The 20,217-nt window shown below is 50.9% G+C and carries 23 protein-coding genes and 2 pseudogenes; 13 read left to right on the forward strand and 12 right to left on the reverse strand.

The features are described from left to right. From H7A81_RS11240 to H7A81_RS11255, 3 genes and pseudogenes are all read left to right on the forward strand, one after another. Nucleotides 1-204, forward strand: a pseudogene (locus H7A81_RS11240) (MFS transporter); the annotation flags it as partial. A 58-nt stretch (nt 205-262) separates the two neighbouring features. Continuing rightward, a complete protein-coding gene (locus tag H7A81_RS11245; RefSeq protein ID WP_182057522.1) occupies nt 263-1,147 on the forward strand; it encodes a LysR substrate-binding domain-containing protein in 885 nt (294 codons plus the stop codon). A 331-nt stretch (nt 1,148-1,478) separates the two neighbouring features. Further along, complete coding sequence (locus tag H7A81_RS11255) at nt 1,479-1,667, forward strand: YdgH/BhsA/McbA-like domain containing protein (protein ID WP_182057523.1); 189 nt, start codon at nt 1,479-1,481, stop codon at nt 1,665-1,667. Nucleotides 1,668-1,773: 106 nt separating this feature from the next. Here the strand turns inward: H7A81_RS11255 and H7A81_RS11260 are convergent, their stop codons facing one another. Continuing rightward, nucleotides 1,774-2,235 carry a YlaC family protein gene (locus H7A81_RS11260; RefSeq protein WP_182057524.1) on the reverse strand — a complete coding sequence of 154 codons (462 nt, stop codon included), beginning with the start codon at nt 2,233-2,235 and terminating at the stop codon, nt 1,774-1,776. A 116-nt stretch (nt 2,236-2,351) separates the two neighbouring features. On the opposite strand from H7A81_RS11260, the gene H7A81_RS11265 reads away from it, so the two are divergent. Beyond that, nucleotides 2,352-2,894, forward strand: a complete 543-nt coding sequence (locus H7A81_RS11265) for a DUF924 family protein (protein WP_160867516.1) — start codon at nt 2,352-2,354, stop codon at nt 2,892-2,894. 367 nt (nt 2,895-3,261) lie between these two features. Here the strand turns inward: H7A81_RS11265 and H7A81_RS11270 are convergent, their stop codons facing one another. Further along, nucleotides 3,262-3,903, reverse strand: coding sequence for an HD domain-containing protein (locus H7A81_RS11270; protein ID WP_182057525.1), 642 nt, complete (start codon nt 3,901-3,903; stop codon nt 3,262-3,264). A gap of 114 nt (nt 3,904-4,017) precedes the next feature. Between H7A81_RS11270 and H7A81_RS11275 the strand changes: the two genes are divergently transcribed. Beyond that, complete coding sequence (locus H7A81_RS11275; RefSeq protein WP_058960939.1) at nt 4,018-4,971, forward strand: GlxA family transcriptional regulator; 954 nt, start codon at nt 4,018-4,020, stop codon at nt 4,969-4,971. A 179-nt stretch (nt 4,972-5,150) separates the two neighbouring features. Here the strand turns inward: H7A81_RS11275 and H7A81_RS11280 are convergent, their stop codons facing one another. Together H7A81_RS11280 and H7A81_RS11285 are read right to left on the reverse strand one after the other, a co-directional pair. Then, entirely contained in the window at nt 5,151-6,611 is a 1,461-nt protein-coding gene (locus H7A81_RS11280; protein WP_182057526.1) for a UbiD family decarboxylase, read from the reverse strand. Between the two features lie 10 nt (nt 6,612-6,621). Then, nucleotides 6,622-7,194 (reverse strand): annotated as a pseudogene (locus H7A81_RS11285) (non-oxidative hydroxyarylic acid decarboxylases subunit B). 203 nt (nt 7,195-7,397) lie between these two features. On the opposite strand from H7A81_RS11285, the gene H7A81_RS11290 reads away from it, so the two are divergent. Both H7A81_RS11290 and H7A81_RS11295 read left to right on the forward strand, forming a co-directional pair. After that, nucleotides 7,398-7,745 carry a MarR family winged helix-turn-helix transcriptional regulator gene (locus H7A81_RS11290; protein WP_255478943.1) on the forward strand — a complete coding sequence of 116 codons (348 nt, stop codon included), beginning with the start codon at nt 7,398-7,400 and terminating at the stop codon, nt 7,743-7,745. Nucleotide 7,746: 1 nt separating this feature from the next. Continuing rightward, on the forward strand, nt 7,747-8,775 hold the full coding sequence (locus H7A81_RS11295; RefSeq protein ID WP_182057527.1) for a GlxA family transcriptional regulator: 1,029 nt from the start codon (nt 7,747-7,749) through the stop codon (nt 8,773-8,775). Between the two features lie 23 nt (nt 8,776-8,798). Here the strand turns inward: H7A81_RS11295 and H7A81_RS11300 are convergent, their stop codons facing one another. Both H7A81_RS11300 and yddG read right to left on the reverse strand, forming a co-directional pair. Then, nucleotides 8,799-10,175 carry an MFS transporter gene (locus H7A81_RS11300; RefSeq protein ID WP_182057528.1) on the reverse strand — a complete coding sequence of 459 codons (1,377 nt, stop codon included), beginning with the start codon at nt 10,173-10,175 and terminating at the stop codon, nt 8,799-8,801. Nucleotides 10,176-10,469: 294 nt separating this feature from the next. Further along, complete coding sequence (gene yddG, locus H7A81_RS11305; RefSeq protein WP_182057529.1) at nt 10,470-11,384, reverse strand: aromatic amino acid DMT transporter YddG; 915 nt, start codon at nt 11,382-11,384, stop codon at nt 10,470-10,472. Between the two features lie 383 nt (nt 11,385-11,767). On the opposite strand from yddG, the gene H7A81_RS11310 reads away from it, so the two are divergent. From H7A81_RS11310 to H7A81_RS11320, 3 genes are all read left to right on the forward strand, one after another. Continuing rightward, complete coding sequence (locus H7A81_RS11310) at nt 11,768-12,667, forward strand: dihydrodipicolinate synthase family protein (RefSeq protein ID WP_097119095.1); 900 nt, start codon at nt 11,768-11,770, stop codon at nt 12,665-12,667. A 9-nt stretch (nt 12,668-12,676) separates the two neighbouring features. After that, nucleotides 12,677-14,173 (forward strand): aldehyde dehydrogenase, encoded by a 1,497-nt coding sequence (locus H7A81_RS11315; RefSeq protein ID WP_182057530.1) that lies wholly within the window; start codon nt 12,677-12,679, stop codon nt 14,171-14,173. A gap of 203 nt (nt 14,174-14,376) precedes the next feature. Further along, nucleotides 14,377-15,099 (forward strand): GntR family transcriptional regulator, encoded by a 723-nt coding sequence (locus H7A81_RS11320; protein WP_182057531.1) that lies wholly within the window; start codon nt 14,377-14,379, stop codon nt 15,097-15,099. 81 nt (nt 15,100-15,180) lie between these two features. Here the strand turns inward: H7A81_RS11320 and H7A81_RS11325 are convergent, their stop codons facing one another. Continuing rightward, nucleotides 15,181-15,426, reverse strand: a complete 246-nt coding sequence (locus tag H7A81_RS11325; RefSeq protein WP_058960931.1) for a DUF2543 family protein — start codon at nt 15,424-15,426, stop codon at nt 15,181-15,183. 13 nt (nt 15,427-15,439) lie between these two features. Then, complete coding sequence (locus H7A81_RS11330) at nt 15,440-15,922, reverse strand: cold-shock protein (RefSeq protein WP_064511353.1); 483 nt, start codon at nt 15,920-15,922, stop codon at nt 15,440-15,442. 202 nt (nt 15,923-16,124) lie between these two features. Here H7A81_RS11330 and H7A81_RS11335 point away from each other — a divergent pair, with 202 nt between their 5' ends. Further along, entirely contained in the window at nt 16,125-16,823 is a 699-nt protein-coding gene (locus H7A81_RS11335; protein ID WP_182057532.1) for an RluA family pseudouridine synthase, read from the forward strand. A gap of 15 nt (nt 16,824-16,838) precedes the next feature. Here H7A81_RS11335 and H7A81_RS11340 read toward each other — a convergent pair whose 3' ends face one another. Together H7A81_RS11340 and H7A81_RS11345 are read right to left on the reverse strand one after the other, a co-directional pair. Further along, nucleotides 16,839-17,378, reverse strand: a complete 540-nt coding sequence (locus H7A81_RS11340) for a DUF2058 domain-containing protein (RefSeq protein WP_182057533.1) — start codon at nt 17,376-17,378, stop codon at nt 16,839-16,841. 94 nt (nt 17,379-17,472) lie between these two features. Next, the gene (locus H7A81_RS11345; RefSeq protein WP_034824117.1) at nt 17,473-17,823 is read right to left on the reverse strand and encodes a DUF1304 domain-containing protein; all 351 of its coding nucleotides are present in this window, start codon (nt 17,821-17,823) and stop codon (nt 17,473-17,475) included. Nucleotides 17,824-18,082: 259 nt separating this feature from the next. Here H7A81_RS11345 and yajD point away from each other — a divergent pair, with 259 nt between their 5' ends. Further along, nucleotides 18,083-18,430, forward strand: a complete 348-nt coding sequence (gene yajD, locus H7A81_RS11350) for an HNH nuclease YajD (protein ID WP_034824111.1) — start codon at nt 18,083-18,085, stop codon at nt 18,428-18,430. A 63-nt stretch (nt 18,431-18,493) separates the two neighbouring features. Here yajD and H7A81_RS11355 read toward each other — a convergent pair whose 3' ends face one another. Further along, complete coding sequence (locus tag H7A81_RS11355; RefSeq protein ID WP_182057534.1) at nt 18,494-19,165, reverse strand: DUF3313 domain-containing protein; 672 nt, start codon at nt 19,163-19,165, stop codon at nt 18,494-18,496. 172 nt (nt 19,166-19,337) lie between these two features. Here H7A81_RS11355 and H7A81_RS11360 point away from each other — a divergent pair, with 172 nt between their 5' ends. Next, nucleotides 19,338-19,559, forward strand: a complete 222-nt coding sequence (locus H7A81_RS11360; protein WP_182057535.1) for a hypothetical protein — start codon at nt 19,338-19,340, stop codon at nt 19,557-19,559. Here H7A81_RS11360 and H7A81_RS11365 read toward each other — a convergent pair. Continuing rightward, nucleotides 19,547-20,167, reverse strand: coding sequence for a TetR/AcrR family transcriptional regulator (locus H7A81_RS11365; protein WP_182057536.1), 621 nt, complete (start codon nt 20,165-20,167; stop codon nt 19,547-19,549). The genes H7A81_RS11360 and H7A81_RS11365 overlap by 13 nt on opposite strands. Between the last annotated feature and the right edge of the window lie 50 nt (nt 20,168-20,217).

The following is a 20,217-nucleotide window of genomic DNA, read 5'->3' on the forward strand; positions in this document are numbered from 1 at the left end:
CCTGTGCTGGGGTCGTCGTTTAATATCGCGGCGTTCAACCTTGGTAATGCAGGCGGCGCGTGGTTGGGTGGTTATATGTTAGAGCAAGGCGTTAAAGTGGCTCAACTTCCTCTGGTTGCGGCGGCGGTGACAACTGTCGGACTATTGTTTGCCTACTTTGCTCGCGCTGGGGTGGCGACAAAAAACACCGGTGAAGCGCATTGACATCACAAGGTATTGATTGAAGGATCAATACTTTGGGCACAAGGACGGAAAGTCGCAAATGGATTTACTCAAAAGCATGGCCATTTTTATCGATGTGGTCGATCAGGGCAGCATGACTGCAGCGGCAACGAAGTCTGATGTGACGCCTCAGATGATAGGCATGCATATCAAAGCACTTGAGCAGCAGTTTAGCGCCACATTCCTTCATCGCACCACGCGTCAAATGGGTCTGACCGAGGCAGGCAAGGTGTTTTATCAGCACTGCCAACAAGTTTTGGGGCTGATCGGTGAGACCCATCAGGTGATCAACCAGTTGCATGTGGAGGCTAAAGGGCTGTTGCGCCTCTCTGCACCTGCCACCTTTGGTGCAAGGGTGATTGCGCCAACGCTGGGTGAATTTCGTCTGCGTCATCCTGGCGTTAACGTCGACCTTTTTCTGACTGATTCCGTGATGGATTTGCAGGCAGATGAAGTCGAAGTGGCGATTCGTATCGGCAGTTTACAGGACTTATCTCTGGTGGCTCGGCCATTAGGACGTTACCGCATGGCGATTGCCGCTGCGCCTACTTATTTGACTGCGCAGGGTATGCCACTGCGCCCGGAAGATCTGGCTAACCATTATTGTCTGGGCTTTAGGCTCAAACAGGCGCAACGACATTGGCATTTCCAACGCGGTGAGGAAAAGGTGAGTGTCAGCGTTGATGACTGCATCAGTATTAATCACGGCGAAGCGCTCCGGCAGGCGGCACTCGCAGGGGCTGGGGTTATCATGCAGCCTGAGGTGTTGTTGCAACAGGACTTTACCAGCGGTGCTCTAGTGCCATTACTGACGGATTTCACCATTCCCAATCGAGCGGTCAATATGGTTTATCGCCAGGATCGTTTTGCCAGCGCCAAATTAAAGGCCATTATCGACTTTGGCCTGAAACACTGGAAGATTTAATTATCATCAAGCTTCGATTTGTGAGGGTTTAATTTCACACCGACAATCCATCTAATCGCAATATAACTTTCAGATTGTGACAGTAATATGACGAAATGTTCTTGCTCGAATAAATCTATTTGGTGAGACTGCCGCTGTGGTTTTTTGTTCAATCTATTTTTTGAAGTGAATAAATAAAAACCACAACAGCATTGGCATATCACCTTAAGAGATGAAATAAATGAAAGCGAAAATTCTCGTATTAGCCATCGCGGCGAGTTGTGCAATGAGCGCGCAGGCGGCAGAAATCTATAATCATGATGGTAATAAGTTAGATGTTTAGGGTCAGGCCGTGGCGCGTCATTACTTTAGCGACAATAAGAGTATTGGCTACGGCTCGGTTATCGGTGCGGGTACGTTGGATCAGGCAGAACAGAAGCTCAATAACAAAGCCCGCGCGATGGATGGCGATGCTATCCATATCACCAGCATGGGCGGCAAGAATAAACTGTTTGCCACAGCTGAGGTGCTGAAAAACTAACCAAGTGGCAGGCGGTTACTAACTAACCGCCTGCCATTTGTCACATTTCACTCGTTATCAGTGCGGTAGCTAATAAAAATATCTGAGCGCTATTAATCGCTCGGGTTTAATGCCTTAAACGATAGATATCAGCAAAGTACAGATAACCTTTCCTGGCGCGCATCTCGTTCAGCCGAGTTTTTTCACTCTCGGTCAGAATGGCGCTGTTCAGCAGTTCATCGACAAAAGCGTCCCGGACATGGACTTCCATATACCAGTCACCGGTGTAACAATTCTTCCAGGCACCTTTATCGATATCCTTCGCTTTGTACGACGGATTGACATGGAAGAAGAAGAAAAAATTACACACCGCAAAAATCAGGATGCAGACCACATATTCGATGGTGCCGAAAGAGTCGGAGTACAACAGCAGCGCCATGGTAAGAACAAACAGTATCCACATCAGGCTGAATAAACCGGGGTAATTTTTGATAAAGGAAATATCAAAGTAGGGGCGGTCATTACGCTGCTCCTCTACGTTGATTCTATCCAGTTCGGTTTGTAGTCGCTCATCCAGTTGATTACTCATGCATTCACCTCAGTGGTTTCCTTATCCATACTGCGCCCGCGCGAGTCTAACAGATAACCACCACGATTTTAGCCTAACCTTGATGGTGATTAGGGGAATTATCTGTGGGGAAGAGAATGGAGTATGAAACCGTATTGGCATTCTGGTTTAACGCGCACCATGAAAGCTATTGGTTCAAACAGAATGATGGGTTTGATGAAGCGATACGAGATGGTTTTTATGATAGCTGGGAAGCGGCTCGTCGCGGTGAGCTATCGGCCTGGCGGAAAGACATTCGGGGACGATTGGCAGAAATCATCGTGCTGGATCAATTCTCCCGCAATCTTCACCGGGACAGTGCTCTCGCCTGGCAGCAGGATGGCATGGCGCTATTGCTCGCGCAGGAAGCGGTGAAAATTCCGGGCTATGCGTCACTGAACCTGGATGAAAAAGGCTTTCTCTTGATGCCCTGGATGCATGCCGAGTCTCGTGTTATCCATCAACAAGCCGAAGTGTTGTTCGATGCGCTGAAAGGATCGTCTTACTATCAGAGTGAGTTAGAGCATCGGCAGATTATTGAAGTGTTTGGTCGCTATCCACATCGTAATCAGCGCCTAAATCGCCCATCAACGCCGGCAGAGCAAGCGTTTCTTAATGAGAGGAAACGCTCATTTTATTGACTCAACATCTGCCTCTGCTATTGGGATGGGGCATACATGGACAAAAAAAAGCCCGCTAAGCGGGCGGGGTAATTAAACCAAGGAAAAATTCTCGTAGGCAACGCATTGCTGTGTGTTGCGTCACTATATTAGCAACGATAAGTGAACAGTACATAAAATGATCGATGATTAAATTTTGCTGATTTGATAAAGGTTATATTTGTGTCGAGCGTGTTATTTTGATGTTTACAACTGCACGCAAAATAGGCGCTGGAGCGCCTTTTTCCCGGCTGGTGCGACATTTATCTCTCGATAGCCAGCCGTGCGGCTTAGCCATTGTTTATCAATTAGCAGACTAAGAAGCGCGGCTACTGCTGCGCCACACCACTTATCCCACCCAGCGTGACTGACGGATGACGCTACAAAAGTTCATTGGCGAGAAGTCAGGCTGCTTGTCGGCTATGACATCGGCTTTGACATTGCCAAAGGTGGTCTCAGGTTTGTTTTTAATGCCATCGTAGAACGCCTGAATAATCTCCTCCTTAAATTGGGCTGGGCGTGGATGCTGTTCTACCACGGCTTCACGCTCCGCATCGCTGAAGTGATCATAGTTGATGCCCAATACATCCATTTCCACGCCAGCGGTGACTAACGCAATTTCCGGGGCCATAAATTGCGGAATGCCCGGGGTGGTATGCAGCGCAATCGCGGTCCAGACTTTATCGATATCGGCCTGCTCTACACCATACTGTTGCAAGAAATCGCGCGCCGCATTGGCGCCATCCACCTCAAAGCGTTTGTCGCAGCTGCAGTGTTCGTGCGTCAGGCCAACATCATGGAACATACAGCCGACATAAAGCAGCTCAGCATCCACCTTAAGATCTAAGCGGCGTCCTGCGAGTGCGCCCCAGTAATAGACGCGGCTGGAGTGGTGAAACAGCAAATCGGATTCGGTATCACGGACGAACGTCGTCGCGTCACGGGTCATTGCAGTATCGGGAATAGTGATGCCGTTAATGGAAAATTTCATGGGAGGTTCTCCGCTCGGTTAAGTTGCAACCAGCTTAATGCCGAGGCAGAATGTCTTAAATAAGCTTTTTGCGACCTTTTAAGACATTAAGACTTTTACAGACGGGAATAGCGCATGAATCACCATCTTGCGATTTTAGCGGTGCCGGGGGCGCAATTGCTCGATGTCTCTGGACCGTTGGATGTGTTTGCCGAAGCTAACCGACTGCTCAATCGTGCCGTTTACCAGCTGCAAGTCATGTCACTGGAAGGGGAACATATTCGTTGTTCCTCGGGCGTGCGCCTGATGGCGGATATCACACTGCACGATATCCAGCAAACTGACACGTTTCTGATCGCGGGGGCACCTGAGGCGCGGGATATGCAGCTAACTGCGCAGCAAACCGCTCGTCTGATTGAGCTATGCCATCACAGCCAGCGCTTTGGCTCGATTTGTACCGGTGCGCTGCTGCTGGCACAAACCGGGTTGCTGAGTGGTAAAAAAGTGACGACCCATTGGGCCTGCGCTGACGCACTGATGGAACAGGTACCGGATGCGCAGGTGGAGGCCGATGCGCTTTATATCGCAGATGGACGATTGCGTACCGCCGCTGGCGTCACGTCGGGGCTCGATCTTGCCCTGAGGTTGGTGGAAGAAGATTTGGGGCGCGAATTGGCTCAGGATATCGCTGCCAATTTGGTGATGTTCTTTCAACGGCCAGTGAATCAAGGGCATTTTGTTCGCAAACAACCACTTTCGCTGGGTGGGCGCAGTGCGTTTCAGGAGATGCAGCGATGGGCTTTGGCCAATCTGGCGCAGGTGAGTTCACTTGATGATCTTGCCGCACATATGCAAATTAGCACACGGCATTTAGCGAGGCTTTTCCGTCAGCATATGGATGTACAGGCGGGCAATTGGCTGGAGAATGCGCGAATTGATCAAGCGCGTAAGTTGCTGGAAGCAGGATCAATGCCGCTGAAAGCCATTCCGGCCGCCTGTGGTTACCGCAGTAACGATGTTCTACGACGGGCTTTTGTTAAGGTGACGGGCATGACGCCATCGATGTATCGCAAGATGTTTATGCGCTAGCGGCGCGGCTCTTAGCGCATGCATGAGACGTCAATACTGGCAATATATTGCGTCGCTACGTTTCATGAGTAGAAGAGGCGTTGAGCACCTTAGCGGCGTGATTTATCACGCGTATTCAAAGCCAGGGTGGCACTGGAAGATGCGCAATAAATGTGGCCGCTACGGTTGGTGTGTATTATTTATTCCGGCCAGTTATCCAGAATGCGCTGACGTACTTCTTCCGGATAGCCTTGCGCGAACGAAGCATGCAAATGGCGCTTAGTCTGTAAGGTGTCAAACACGACTTTGGCGCCTTTACCGGCAACGTACTCGGCCTCGTCATAGCACTGCGGCAGGCGAATGACACGTTGATCATCAAATACAGCACGACGACCGACTGGATGCACGCGCGTTGACAATGCCCAAACCACTTCACGCAGGTTGGTGGGATCAAAGTCATCATCCACGACATATACTTTCGGGATAAATACCATCGCATCGGTTTTGAACAGCACTTCACCAATGCGTTGGGCCAACTCTTCACTGCTGACACCCGGCAGCAGTTCGCGCCAGTTTTCTGGCATCACCACCAGCAACCAGTGCACGGTGGAATCTTCCGGAATCCAGGTGGTTTTGATCGGCAATTCCGCTTCACGCAGATAAGTCAGTGCATCCGCCGCTAAGCCCATTGCCCACAAGGTGTGCGATTCATCGGTGGGGCGGCCGGTGATCGACATCGGCCAGATCGGATCGTCGCGATGGGTAATGGTTTCCACGTGGAAAGTGGGCTGAGCCGAAGAGCCTTCGCCCAGATAGCCGCCGTACTCGCCGTAGGGACCTTCCTGACAATCGCGCTCAATCGAGACATGGCCTTCAATCACAATTTCAGCCGTTGCGGGCACATCAAGATCGAGACTAATGGCTTTCACTACCGGCACTGGCTCTCCCGCCAAAGTGCCGATGTAATCGGCTTCATCCGCGTTGGCTGGGATCGGAATCCCTGAAACACATGAGATCGCTGGCGCAGGACCTTGCACGAGTGCATAAGGCATCGGCTCACCGCGAGCTACCCACTGCGTCCAGATCTGACCAATATGCTGACTTGGTACAATCAGACCAACCATGCGCTTGCCATCCACCTTCATCACGCGGGCAATAGACCAGTTGACCCATTTTCCATCCGGGGTTTTCACAATCAGCGTGCCCCAGGTGTTGGCGTAACGACCACCGTCTTTGTCATGAGCGAACGGGATAGGGAAGCGGTCAAGATTCGCCGCATCGCCACGTAATATATTCTGCTGGCATTCTGCCTGAGCAGACTCAACGCGGACAGGCGGAATACCGGGTTTAAAGCGGGCAGCGGACAGAGCTTCGATAATCTCCGGGCCGCTGGACTCAGGGGCTAAGCCCAGTGACATCGCGACGCGTGCGTAGGGCATATCGCTGCGCGACGATAATGCCGCAGGCGCACCAAACAGACGAAAGCCCGGCGCGACACCGGCGACCTTGTGAAACAGCGGCGCAGGTGACTGGATTTCATAGCTGCGGCGCGTGATGGCGCTGGGTTCGAAATCACCATCCACTTCACGCTGCACGTGCATGATGTCGCCCATTTCATCGAGGGCAGTGATAAAGCTGCGTAAATCGCCGTAATATTTCATCAGGCTCTCCTTAAGCCAGGGTAGAACGTGAACCCGCCCAGCGATGGGTAATGTCGTTATCAAGGCCGAACTGATCAAGAATGCGAGAAACAGTGTGGTTAATGATGTCGTCAACGGACTGCGGGTTGTTGTAGAAAGCAGGCATTGGCGGGAGCATCAACGCGCCCGCGCGGGTGAGCGCCAGCATGTTTTCCAGGTGAATGGCGTTGAGCGGGGCTTCACGTGGCACCAGCACCAGCTTGCGTTGCTCCTTGAGCGTCACGTCAGCAGCGCGCGTAATGAGTCCATCGCCATAACCGCTGCGGATACCCGCCAGGGTTTTCATGCTGCACGGCACCACGATCATGCCATCCACGCGAAATGATCCGCTGGAGATGGCCGCAGCCTAATCGTGTTCGCTGTAAGTCCTGGTCGCGAGGGCAGCGACCTCCTGTACACTGTAAGGTGTTTCCATTTGGATGGTGGCGCGCGCCCATTTGGAGATGACTAAATGGGTTTCGACTTCAAGTTCACGCAACGCAGACAGCACGCGGACGCTGATTGCTGCACCCGTTGCGCCAGTCATCCCGATAACTAGCTTCATATGTATCCCGAATTATTATATAGTTTAAGCTCAAACTGTTTGTGTTCGAACTATAAGTTTGACGATTTAAGGAGTCAAGTGCACCGATGTCACAAAATCCTGACTTAATTCTTGCCGCCCCCTTGTGGCCGCACGGCGATTGTTCGTTAATGCACCTTGTAAGGCGTGCCGGACAACACTCGACTTTTTGTTGGTCTCAATGTGTGGATACCGGCCTGTCAGCCGTGCAATACGCGATTCTGGTGGTATTGGCTGAGGAGTCAGCCTGTGATCAGCAAACGCTGGGTCAGCGTGCCGGGTTTGATAAAGCTACCGGCACCTATGTTATTGATCGCATGAATAAAAGCGGTTTGCTGAATGTAGTGACAGATGTGAACAACCGTCGTCGTAAACTGGTGTCGATGACCGCAGAAGGGGAAGTGATGCTGAATCGTATGATTGAGCAGGCAAAAAGCGCGGAGAAGATGATCACCACCGGCCTCAACAGCCAGGATATCGCCGATCTGAAGCGCTTATTAAGCAAACTGGGTGGATTGCAGGAACCTGAATAACATGCCGCAAACAGCTTTCGCCGAGCAACCTGGCGAACCGAAACCGGATCTCACCATCGGCTTTTTGCTGATGAAAAGTTTTACCCTGGCCTCCGTCGCGGGGCTGGTAGAGTCACTGCGTTTTGCGGCAGACGAATCGTTTACCAGTCGCCAGATCTTTTGTCGCTGGGAATGGATGACTTGTGATAACCAGCCGATCACAGCCAGCTGCGGACTACCGGTTTCGCCTACGGCTGACCTCGATTTCAGCAAGAACTGGGATTACTTTGTGCTGGCGGGAGGCTTACTGGAAGAAACACGCCAGTCGCCACCGTGGCTGTTACAGGCACTTCGCGACTTACATGCGCGTAATATTCCCATCATCACGCTGTGTAGCGGCGCCTTTGTCGCTGGCAACGCAGGCCTGCTGGATGGGCGGCATTGCGCCATTCATTTCACCACGCGTGATGAATTTCGTCTGCGATTCCCGAAAGCGATTCCGGTCATCGACAAGACCTATATCAAGGATGGCGGCATCATTTCCTGCCCCGGCGGCACGGCGATCGATCTCGCTGCCGATCTGATCCGCCAGCATTGTGGGCTGGTGCGTTCACAGAAGGTCTTAAAGTATTTGCTGGTGGAAGAGCCCGCTGCACCGGTCAAAAAGACACAGCAAAAGAACACGCTTAACGAGCCGGATGTGTATGAAAACGAGCTGGTGAATAAGGTCATCGAATTCATGAAACATCACCTCGATTCGCCGGTTCCACTGGCCGATGTAGCCGAATTCGCAGGCGTCACTTTCCGCCAGCTCAATTTGATTTTCACCAAATGCACCGGCTACTCGGCGGCTGTCTACTGGCGGCGTATGCGGCTGGAGCTGGCGCGCAAGTTGATGGCGGACTCCAGCAACAGCATCAATGCGATTGCCACTGCGACAGGATTTGCCGATGCTTCACATTTGATTGCCTGGTTCCGTAAGCAGTATGGCGAAACGCCCAGCTCGTTTCGTAAACGGCGGCGTGTGGTGGAGAGATTGGTTAAGGAGTAGGGGCCGAAATGGCCCCTTTTTACTTAGTGCGAATGCTTAGAGAGTTTGCCAGAAACGGATGGCGCTGGGCTTTCTTCCTCCAGTGAGGCCGCATCATCCAGATTGCGCGATGCGGTTTCTGGTGCCAGGAAACACGACACGATCAGGCCGATAAACGTAATGCCTGCAGCAATGTACATGGTGGAACCAATGCCGATGGTTTGCAGTGAAATCGGTACCAGATATGTTCCCACCGCCGCGCCAATGCGCGACATTGAGGTGCCAATGCCGACGGCTCCGGCGCGAATTTCAGTGGGGAAGATCTCATTTGGATAGACCAGCTGCAGCACCTGCGCGCCGCCGATAAACAGGGCGTAAGCACCAAACATCAGCAGGATGATCATTGAAGGGCCATCACGCAAGGCACCGAGTAACAGCAGTGCCAGACCTGACCACAAGAAACTGTGCAACAGCAACTTACGGCGTCCCAGTGAGTTCACCAAACGCGTGCCGATCATGCAGCCCACCACGAACAGCAAGGTAATGGCGATGGAACCGTATGATGCCCAATCACCACTGAGATGTAGCGCCTGCAAAACTTTGGGTGCAAAGGCGTATACGGCGAACACCGGAATAACCGAGCAGGTCCAGAAAATGGTCACAAACGCCATGCGTTTGCCATAACCGGAATGCAGCAAGCTACCGAATGACAGGTGATTGTTTTCAGGTTGTGCGGGCAGGTTCTTTAGACTAAAGCGGTCGCCATAGACGCGGCGGATAACGGCTTCTGCTTCCTGATGTCGTCCTTTGCTAATCAGCCAGCGCGGTGATTCAGGTGTACCCATTCTTACAATGAAAAGCAGCGCGCCGATGACTGCGGTGCTCGCCAACGTATAACGCCATGCTTCTACACCGCCAAAATTCAGCAAAGCTTCACCCACCAGATACGCGGTGGCCGCCCCGGCAAACCACAGAATGGTGAGCGTGGCGAGGCAGGGGCCGCGTGACTTCTTCGGCATAAACTCAACCAGAAAAGCGGTAGCAACCGGGTATTCAATGCCCACAGCCACGCCTGTCATAAAGCGTAAGGCAAAGAGCGTTTCCCCGCTTTGTACCCAAAACTGCGCCAGCGAACAGACAATAAAGAGGGTTGGGCCAACGAAGTAGATCATGCGGCGACCCAGGCGATCGGTCAGTACGCCACCCATGAAGCCACCAAAGAAAATCCCGATCAGGGCGGAAGCCGCAATCAGACCTTCCCATAATGGGCTGAGACCCAAGGCCGGCGACACTTTCGTCATGGCTATACCAATAATACTGAGCACATAGCCATCGACGAAAGAGCCGCCGCCTGAGCGCACCGTTAATAAGCGGTGGAAACGGCTGATAGGAACATCTTCAACAGACATGTTATTGGACATGTTTTACTCCTGTTTCTTTTCGGCGTGAGGGAACTTCACTACGCCAATGCGACTGAATTAAGCACAATCTGCGATGGGTGCTTAACATCATCAGGACGCCAGATAAATTTAAACCTGTAGCGGTGATTAAAATGTTATTCAGAACAGAAATTAAAAAAGAAGTGCATCGATAACGCTAACGGGATTGTTTCATATATCATTTCCTCCGGTGCAGGATAGTCGGATAAATACAACTGAGAGCTTTATCATTTTGATGTGGCTTTTTTGCGGGAGGCGACCATGCCTCCCGAAGCGTTATTCAGAAATCTTACTGCTGACACTTTTGCTGGCAACGGTACGTGTTGACCACCAGCAGACTAACGACCCAAGACTGACCATCGCCGTGCCTTGCCAAAACGACAGGGTAAGGTGCGAACTGAGAATAAAGGCCGCTAAAATCGACGAAATGATCGGGATAAAGTAAGAGGCGGCGGCTAATACAGTCACATTGCCATGCAAAATGCCGACGTTCCACGCCGCGTAACCGAATCCCATTGCCATCGCCGCCAGCGCCAGTGAAATCCACGTATTAAAAGAGGGTGCAAATTCGGGTTGCGGCGAAATGAGGTATTTAACCCATAATGTTAATGCTGTTAAAACAAAGAACAGTGTAATGCCGTTATTACCGTTGGCAATTCGTTTGGTGACCACGCAATAAATGGCCCAAATGATGGCGCCGGTAAATGCCAGGCCATAGCTTAACGGATTTTCCATTATATTGTTCGTCATCTCACTGAGCGAAAATCCTTGATCACCACCCAGTACGCGGCATATTCCTGCCACGGCTAAAATCACGCCCGGAATAATCAGCGGGCTGACTTTTTGCCGGTTAACAATCACCGCCAGCACAATCGTCATACTTGGCCATAGATAATTTACCATGCCCACTTCAATCGCTTGCCGTCCGCTATGGGTAAACCCGAGTGAGAGCGACAGGCAAAGTTCGTAGCAGACAAACAGCACGCTGCCGATAATCACATAGCGGCGGGGGAATTTTTTCAGGTTGGGAAATCCCACGCTGAACAGCAGCAATATGGCACTACAGCTGTAGATCAATGCCGCCCCAGCGATCGGACCGAAGCCTTCGCTAACACTTTTGATCAATCCAACAATCGCGCTCCATAACAGGATGGCAATCAAACCTATGAGCGTCGCTTTCTTTTGGGGCATCACCCGCTACCTCTTCTACACAATGTTCACCTGAAATGCCGGTGCAAGCTTACCTGTTAAATTCAGGTTAAAACCAGCATAAAACTATGCCGCCTGATGCACAGTGTAAATACGTCAAAGGGGACGATAGTTGTGGAATGTGATCGTTATCTGAATTCATTTAGAAAATTATTACGGCACTAAAAATAATTTAAATTGTTGATTAATAATGAATATAAATTAATTCCTGGTAGGAATGTTCCATCTAACAGTATTTCCTTTGTATTTTTCACGTATACAAAAAACTTATCCCGATTGACCTCTCTCCATGCGATATGCAAATTGTTAACAAACGCAACCATACGGCGTTGCATTTGGTCCTGAATTCACCTGGAGATTTCGTGATGACATTTGAAGGTATCTACACCCCGGCAATTACCCCTTACGCAGCAGATGGCAGCATTGATTTCGCGGCGTTCGCCAACGTCCTCGAATCGCTGATCGAAGCGCGCGTGCACGGCATTATCATCGGTGGATCAACCGGTGAGTATTATGCACAAAGCGCGGAAGAGCGTCTGTCTTTGGTTGAACATGCACGTAAAGTGATTGGCAACCGTCTGCCACTGATTGTGGGTACTGGCGCGATTCGCACTGAAGACGCGGTGGCTTTTGCAACCCACGCTCGTGAGCATAAAGCCGATGCCATTCTGGTGACGTCACCGCCGTATGCGCTGCCAACCGAACTGGAAAACGCCCACCATGCGCTGACCGTCGACAAGGCCGCTCAACTGCCGATCATGCTGTACAACTATCCGGGCCGTATGGGCATCTCCATGGGAGAAACTTACTTCCGCGAAGTGAGCCGTTCGAAAAATGTGGTGGCGATTAAAGAGAGTTCAGGCGACTTCAACAATCTGCATCTGCTGGCCTGTCAATTCCCGAACATCGCGCTTTCTTGTGGTTGGGATGATCAGGCGCTGGAGTTCTTCGCCTGGGGCGCGCGTAGCTGGGTGTGTGCGGGCTCTAACTTCATTCCACGTGAGCACGTCGCGTTGTACAACGCCTGCGTCGTGGAAAAAGATTTCGATAAAGGACGTAAGATCATGGCTGCGATGATGCCACTGATGAACTTCCTTGATGGCGGCAAATTTGTGCAGTCGATTAAATACGGTTCTGAACTGGCAGGCCTGAAAGCAGGCCCGGTGCGCGCACCGCTGCAGGCACTGGAAGAAGAAGAGAAAGCGCAGTTGCAGGCCGTGATCGACGGTGTGAAACGCAATGTGGCAGCCGTTGCAGTGCTTTAAGGAGTGCGTATGAAACAGGTACAAACGCTGAGCGATGTGGTGAACGTGGCGCGAGAGCTGCGGTTCCCGGATCAGGCGTTCATTAACGGACGTTTTACTGCGGCGGTCTCCGGCAAAACACTGGAAACCACCAATCCTGCGACGGGTGAGATTCTGACGCACATCGCTGCTTGTGAAAGCGCGGATGTGAACCTGGCGGTACAAGGCGCACGCAGTGCCTTTGAAGCCGGCAGCTGGAGCCAGCTTCATCCCGGCGAGCGCAAAGCCGTATTACTCAAGCTAGCTGACTTACTGGAAAACGAAGTCACGCAACTGGCGGTAATGGAAAGCCTCGACAGCGGCAAACCGGTTAGCGAATGCCTGGCAGTGGACGTGCCAGAGACGATTCACGTGATTCGCTGGCATGCGGAAGCCATCGACAAGCTGTACGACCAGACCGCGCCGACCGGCAACGGGGCGATGGCGATGATCGTTCGTGAGCCGATTGGTGTGGTGGGCTGCGTGCTGCCATGGAATTTCCCGCTGCTGATGCTGGCGTGGAAAATCGGCCCAGCGCTGGCTGCTGGCTGCTCGGTGATTGTGAAGCCGGCGGAGCAAACTTCGCTAACGGCATTGCGCGTGGCTGAACTGGCGCATGAAGCGGGTATTCCAGCCGGCGTGCTCAACATCGTCACCGGTACCGGGAAAGAGGTGGGGGAACCCATCGGCCTGCATCCTGATATTGATATGGTGAGCTTCACCGGTTCAACTGCGACTGGACGCCGTTTCCTGCACTATTCCGCGGAATCGAATCTGAAGAAGATTGTGCTGGAATGCGGCGGGAAAAACCCGGCGCTGGTGTTCGATGATGCCGAAGATCTGGCCAGCGTTGCCGCCAATGTGTTAAACGGCGCATTCTGGAATATGGGTGAAAACTGTTCTGCAACTTCCCGACTGCTGGTGCAGGAAGGGGTTAAGGATAAATTACTCGCTCAGATCGCGGAGCAGATCGGTGAATGGCGTATGGGCAATCCGCTGGATCCAGAGAATCGTCTGGGCACCATGATCACCACCGATCATTTCTGCAAAGTCAGTGACTATCTGAAAACCGCGCGCAAAGAAGGATTACGCATCATTCAGGGCGGATTCACCGATCGCGGTATTTACGTGCAGCCGACCATTGTGGATGGCGTGACGCCGAAAAGCGCACTGTTCCGCGAGGAGATCTTCGGGCCGGTGCTGTGTGTCACCACCTTTAAAACGGAAGCCGAAGCCATTGCACTGGCAAATGACACTGATTACGGTCTGGCGGCATCGGTTTACACTGGCAAACTAAGCCGTGCTATTCGCGTATCACGTGCAGTGCGTGCGGGAACGGTGACGGTTAACTGTTTCGGTGAAGGTGATGCAACCACGCCATTTGGGGGTTATAAACAGTCTGGTTTTGGTGGACGTGATAAATCTGTATACGCACTTGATCAGTACACCGAGCTGAAAACCATCTGGATTGATGTGCCTGCTGAGTAAGCTTAATGCCCGCCACGGATGGCGGGTATGCCCTGGAAATAGGATAATTCTCTGCAGATGACGACTCGTTTTTTTCTTCTGTAACTCCTTGTAATATCATCATTCCCTTTTCTGTGATCCACCGCAGAATGCAAAAAATATCCCATAATTATTTTTGCTGTATACACACTTTTTCTGTAGGTTAAGCAGGAATCGCATGCGGAATGTCATCACAGGAGGTCACTTTGAGATCGGGAAAAGCAGCGTTATACGAAGATTTAAAACGCCTAATTTTGACCATGGAACTGGACCCAGACGAGTTGCTGGATGAAGCCAGCCTGACGGGACAATACGGTTTATCTCGCACGCCTGTGCGTGAAGTTTTCCAGCGACTGGCAGGAGAGGGTTACTTAGAAATCGTCGAAAAACGCGGCGTGCGCGTCATCCCGATGAGCCATTCCACACTGCGCAATTTCTTCCTCGTCGCACCGATGATCTACGCCGCTACCGGTCGCCTGGCGGTACAGAATTTTAAACCTTCCCAGCTGAAATCGCTGAAAGAGACGCAAAAGCGCTTCCGTAAAGCGGTGCAGACGCGTGATGCCGAAGCGCTGGCACTGGAGAACAATCGTTTCCATGAGATCATGGGCGAGATGGCTGCCAATCCCTATTTACAGCCTAGCCTGGGGCGCTTACTGATCGACCATTGCCGCATCGGCCACACCTTCTTCCGCCCGCAAAATGAAGACATGGAACGGCGCCTGCAGTTAGCTGCCGAACATCATGATGCCTTTATCAGCGCGATTGAAGCGCGTGATGAGCAGAAGGTGGTGGATCTGGTGTTCGAACATTGGGAGCTGTCACGCGAAAATATGGAAATATTTATCGCGCCGCAGGGATTAAAAGCGGACGATCTGGTGCAGTCACCGGAAGGGGATAAGCTGTAGTTTCAGGGTTGTCGATTTTGATACGATAAGGCGGCCTTATGGCCGCCTTGAAATGCGCAGAGTATTTTTAAACAACAGGGCTTACTCGTTGCCCCACTCATTCAAAAAATTGGCAATCTCATCGATTCGCACCGCTTGAATACCCGCTTCACGGGCCATCTCTTGCTGCGACTCTTCGCTAATCTCTTCGTTATTGCTAAGACGAGTCAGTAACAGCTGGAAGTAGTGCGCCAGTGCATCGAGTTCTGCTTCGCTCACATCGTGTTCAGATTCCGACGCGTATTCTTCAGCAATGTCATAATACTTCAGTGGAATATTGTTATTCATTATCAGCTCCCCTTTAAACTTTGAGCATTTTCACTGCGGCATCAATGTCGATCTCATCTTCAGTAAAGATCAGCGTCGTCCCCTGGAAAGTGGTCACCGCCAGTTTTTTTACTGAGCGCATTTCATCAGGCTTAACGTCTGTCTTGGGTTTGATGTTGTTCATCAGAAGGCCCACCGACAGAACGGTGTTTTCTTTATCAATGCGGGTATCAACCGGCTCTTCTTCACTGTAAACCACGAAGGATTTAATCGATGTGAGCTTCAGACGCTCACCGGCGATAAAGATGTATTTGCTGTCCGGTATCACTTTCACCGAAAAGGCCGATAAACCTTTGTTATTGGTGGTCGGTTCGAACGTCACTGCCGCGTCTTTTTTAATCAGATCAGGGTTGGCGACCTTAATCACATGGAAATAACGGTTGTCTCCGTTTTCATCTTTGATAAATCCAAAACCTTTGTCTTCAAACCAGGTTGTGATCGTTCCGTTCATCGCCATTACCGCCTACTTAATCGTTAATCTAATCAGTTTTTTGCAGCGCGCAGTGTAAAGCACATTGCCTGCGCAGACTACGCCTTTGCTGTAAGTCTGGACGATAAATTTCTGCTGTGCGAGCGCGAGCCTGTGAGAAGAGGGCAAAATTCGTCAGCCCGCTGAAAATTGGTTATCATCCGCTCCCACTTCCCAGCCTGGCAGTCCGATGTCCACCATTAACGATACCTTTATAGCTCCGCCGTGTTCTGAAGAGATCTCGATTCTCTATCAGGATGAGCATCTGGTATTGATCGATAAACCCACGGGGCTACTCAGCCTTTCAGGTAAAAATCCGCAAAATCTGGATTCCGTGCATCACCGGTTGGTGAAGTTATTCCCCGGCTGCACCTTAGTGCATCGCCTCGATTTCGGGACATCCGGATTAATGGTGGTGGCGCGCAACAAAGCGATCAACGCCTTGTTGTGCCAGCAGTTTAGCCAGCGCAGCGTGACTAAAATTTACACGGCGCTATTGTGCGGACATCTCAACCATAATGAAGGATTGATTGACGCCGCGATAGCAAAAGACCCGGCGCTGTTTCCGTTGATGTCGATTTGTGCCGAGACGGGGAAGCCTGCGCGTTCGCGCTATCAGGTAATAGAACGCTTAACTCGTGAAGGGGATAATGGCGTGATATTGCCGGTTACGCGGGTGCAGCTATTGCCAGAGACGGGCCGCACCCATCAATTGCGTATCCATTGCCAGCAATTGGGCCATCCGATTCTTGGCTGTGATCTGTATGGAGGATTGCTGCAGCCGGGTACGGAAAAAACACCCCGGCTGATGCTGCACGCCAGTGAATTACATTTTGTCCATCCCATTAGCGGGGAGAACATCACTGCGCGTCATGCCAGCCCGTTTTGACACGGGCGGCATTCATTACCACATCAAATCATCCGGCACTTTGAAGTCCGCGTACGGATCGTCTTCATCCTGCTCTTCCTGACTCAATGCACTGTTCAATACAATGCTATCTGCATCACGCTGCGCAATTTTATCAGCCACGCTGGAGGGAATAATAGCGTATTTGCTTTCGCCACTGCTATCCGCAGCCAGGCGCGCAATTGCCAGACGGCCGTTGATCAACTGTGTTTGCGTGGTTTTATCCACGGCGATTTTTTTGATTAAGTTGTTATCGGTGAAGTTGAAATCAATCGTCCCTTTGGCAACGGTGATCGCGTTCATTTCGATCAGTTGCTTAACCTGCGCTTTGTACTCTTTGGACAAAGTGGCTTGCTTCTGCTGCTCACTTAGCTGCTTATCACGCTCAATTTGCGCTTTTTTATTCTCTTCCACCGCTTCGCGCGCTTCACGTGCCTGCACACGAGACTTCTTGGCAGTGCGCTGCACTTTGGCCATTTTCTTGGTGGAAACTAATCCAGCTTTGAGCATCTGCTCTTGTAAGGTGAGTTTTGTCATCTTCGTCTCTAAAATCCGTTAAAACCTGGCCGGATTATACCTGTAATGCGAAGGCTGATCACGGCGAGGTTCGAGATCCTGATAAATCGTCGTATCAGCGCAGGAGTAATGCCAGCAAGGCAATCAGAGCGGGAAGGGCCTGCACGTAGAGAATTTTGCGGCTGGCGGTCATCGCGCCGAAGATTCCGGCAATCAACACACAGATGAGGAAAAACAGAGTGACAGGCACACCGTTTTCTCCCAGCCATAACCCCCAGAGTAAACCCGCCGCCAGAAAACCGTTATAAAGGCCCTGATTAGCCGCCAGCACACGGGTTTCGCGCGCAAAGTTTTCACTGAGCTTAAAGGCTTTACGACCAGTATTCGTCTCCCACAGAAACATCTCCAACACCAAAATGTAGATATGAATCACGGCGACGAGAGCAACAAGGATATTGGCTAACACGTGAGTCCTTATTTTGAATTGAGATTCTTTAAAATAAATTTTTTTGGATTAAATTCAGGCCACAAAAATTGGAATAATTTACTCTTAAACAATTCAACTGAGCGAAAAGAATAATCCATCTGAGATATGGGGCATCACAACTCACTGTAGATGCTCCAAATGACTGGATTGCTATCAGCATACTCTTCTTCACTTCGGTTTTGCGCTATATTGGCAGCACTAACACCCGAATATCTCTGAGAAACAGGTAACATTGGCAATGGCTCTGATCCCGAAAAACTATGCACGGCTGGAAAGCGGCTACCGTGAGAAAGCATTAAAAATCTATCCATGGGTTTGTGGACGCTGCTCACGTGAATTTGTTTACTCCAATCTGCGTGAACTCACCGTGCATCATATCGATCACGATCATACTAACAACCCGGAAGATGGCAGTAACTGGGAATTGTTGTGTCTCTTTTGTCACGACCATGAGCACTCTAAGTACACCGAAGCTGACATGTACGGCACCAGAGTGGTGGCCGGGGAAGATGCGCAGAACGATGTAGAAGCAGCAACCTATAATCCCTTTGCTGATTTAAAATCGATGTTAAATAAGAAGAAATAATCGGCACTGATCATTGATGCTGCCAGCATGCCGAACAGAGGCTGGCAGCCTTTACCGTTTGATTTACTGGCGTAACTTCTCTAAAAGTTGCTCAGCCCCTTTATCAATTCCTGTCTCTGCTGCACTAAGTGAACCAAAAGTCGCACCCACGTTCATCGCATTTGGATATTGTTCCGCAACGTACGCCAGTAAGAGTTCGTTTGATGCCGCATCTTTCACCTCCACGGCGAAATTCACGTAGCCACTCATCAAGCCACGTCCTCCACGTACCGACTGAACGATATTGTATGGGCCGCCGGCTAAATCAAACTTTGTGAATGTGCCGATCACTTGCGGCGTGGTATCGGCGCCGGTCAGCGTCAGTTTCAATTTGAGCGCAGGAGCCGCCCCGGCAGGGTGATTGGTGATGAATTTTTCTGCTAGCACATCCTCAAATTTCTTACGCATATATTCAGCCAGTTGACGACGTTCATCCACAGACAAGTCATTGAATTGCGCATCATTGCCGCTGTAAATGTCGACCGGTTCAATGGTGATGCTGCGATATTTGCTCCAGTCTACGGGAGCGGCATAACGAAAGGGAATGCGATCGCTATCGTCAGAGGTATTCGGCGACATGCGTGATGCTGACGCGATACCAGCATATTTCACCGGGCTGGTGGAGGAACAACCGACAGCGGTAAAAGCGGCCGCTACTACAAGGCTACGACACAACGGGCTGAACAAACGACTCATGTTGAGGCTCTCCGATATAAGTTATAAATGAACTGTACGGTTTAGTTAATATCAGTTAGCATAAATCTGTCAAGAAGAGGTTTCAGGGTGTGACATCGTGATGCGGGGGCTGAGAGGTGAGTGCAAGACGTTCGTTAGTGTCGGGTGAAAGAGTTAACGGAAACTATGCAGGATGATGGCCGTATTAGCGGCAATTTTGCTATTGCTCTTCCGCGCCATCCGCAATTTAGGCGAGATACTTCATCTCTGGCAATCAGGCATAAAACAAAGCCGTTTTTATGCGGTCAGGGTTTGGGGGGCGCGCCGCAAACCCTTAGTGATGCTGCTGATTATCGACACCATTGTGGTGGTGGCGCTTATTTGCATTCTGTCAGCCAGAATTCAGATGTTGTGAGCAGCACCTCTGAGGAACAACGAAACGGCGTTTTGCACCATAGTCGTCACCTCACTTTTGGTATAATTCGGCAACGTTCGCTGAAGGAATAATTCATCGACTTCAGCTTTTACTAAAGCCGAAAATTGTTTGGCGCGTAAGGCTGGTGTGCCGTCAATTAATTCCCCGCTGGCGATGTGATGCTCCATTACCGCCGTCAGGGCGTTCATACTCTCACGTACCCCGGACTCATGAAAAAGCGCGCCGATATCGGAATGGCCCGCTTCACCGACCACCATTCTGTACAACTGCAGAGCCTTCCAGTCTGATGTCAGCGCGCCCAGCATACCTTCACCAAAACGCTGTAACTTTTCACTTAACAACAGGGATTGAGTCTCCGGGTGGTTAAGTTCATCAGCCGCACGCATCAGAAAATTTGTACTAAAACATCTGACAACGGCTTCAAACAGGCTCTCTTTAGAAGCGAAGTAATTATAGAGTGTCGCCTTCGAGCAACCGGCCTGCTTTGCTACGCCATCCATTGAGGCTCGCTCATATCCTTGTTCCAGGAACACGGCTGAAGCGGCGTTGATAATGTCAGTTCTCTTTTGTTCGGTTAGCGTGCGCATCACTCTCTCCTCTGTCGGCGATAAATATTAACAAAACCGGCTGGTTCATT

The sequence above is a fragment of the Pantoea sp. ME81 genome (assembly GCF_903970985.1).
In the GTDB taxonomy this organism is placed as follows: domain Bacteria; phylum Pseudomonadota; class Gammaproteobacteria; order Enterobacterales; family Enterobacteriaceae; genus Pantoea; species Pantoea communis.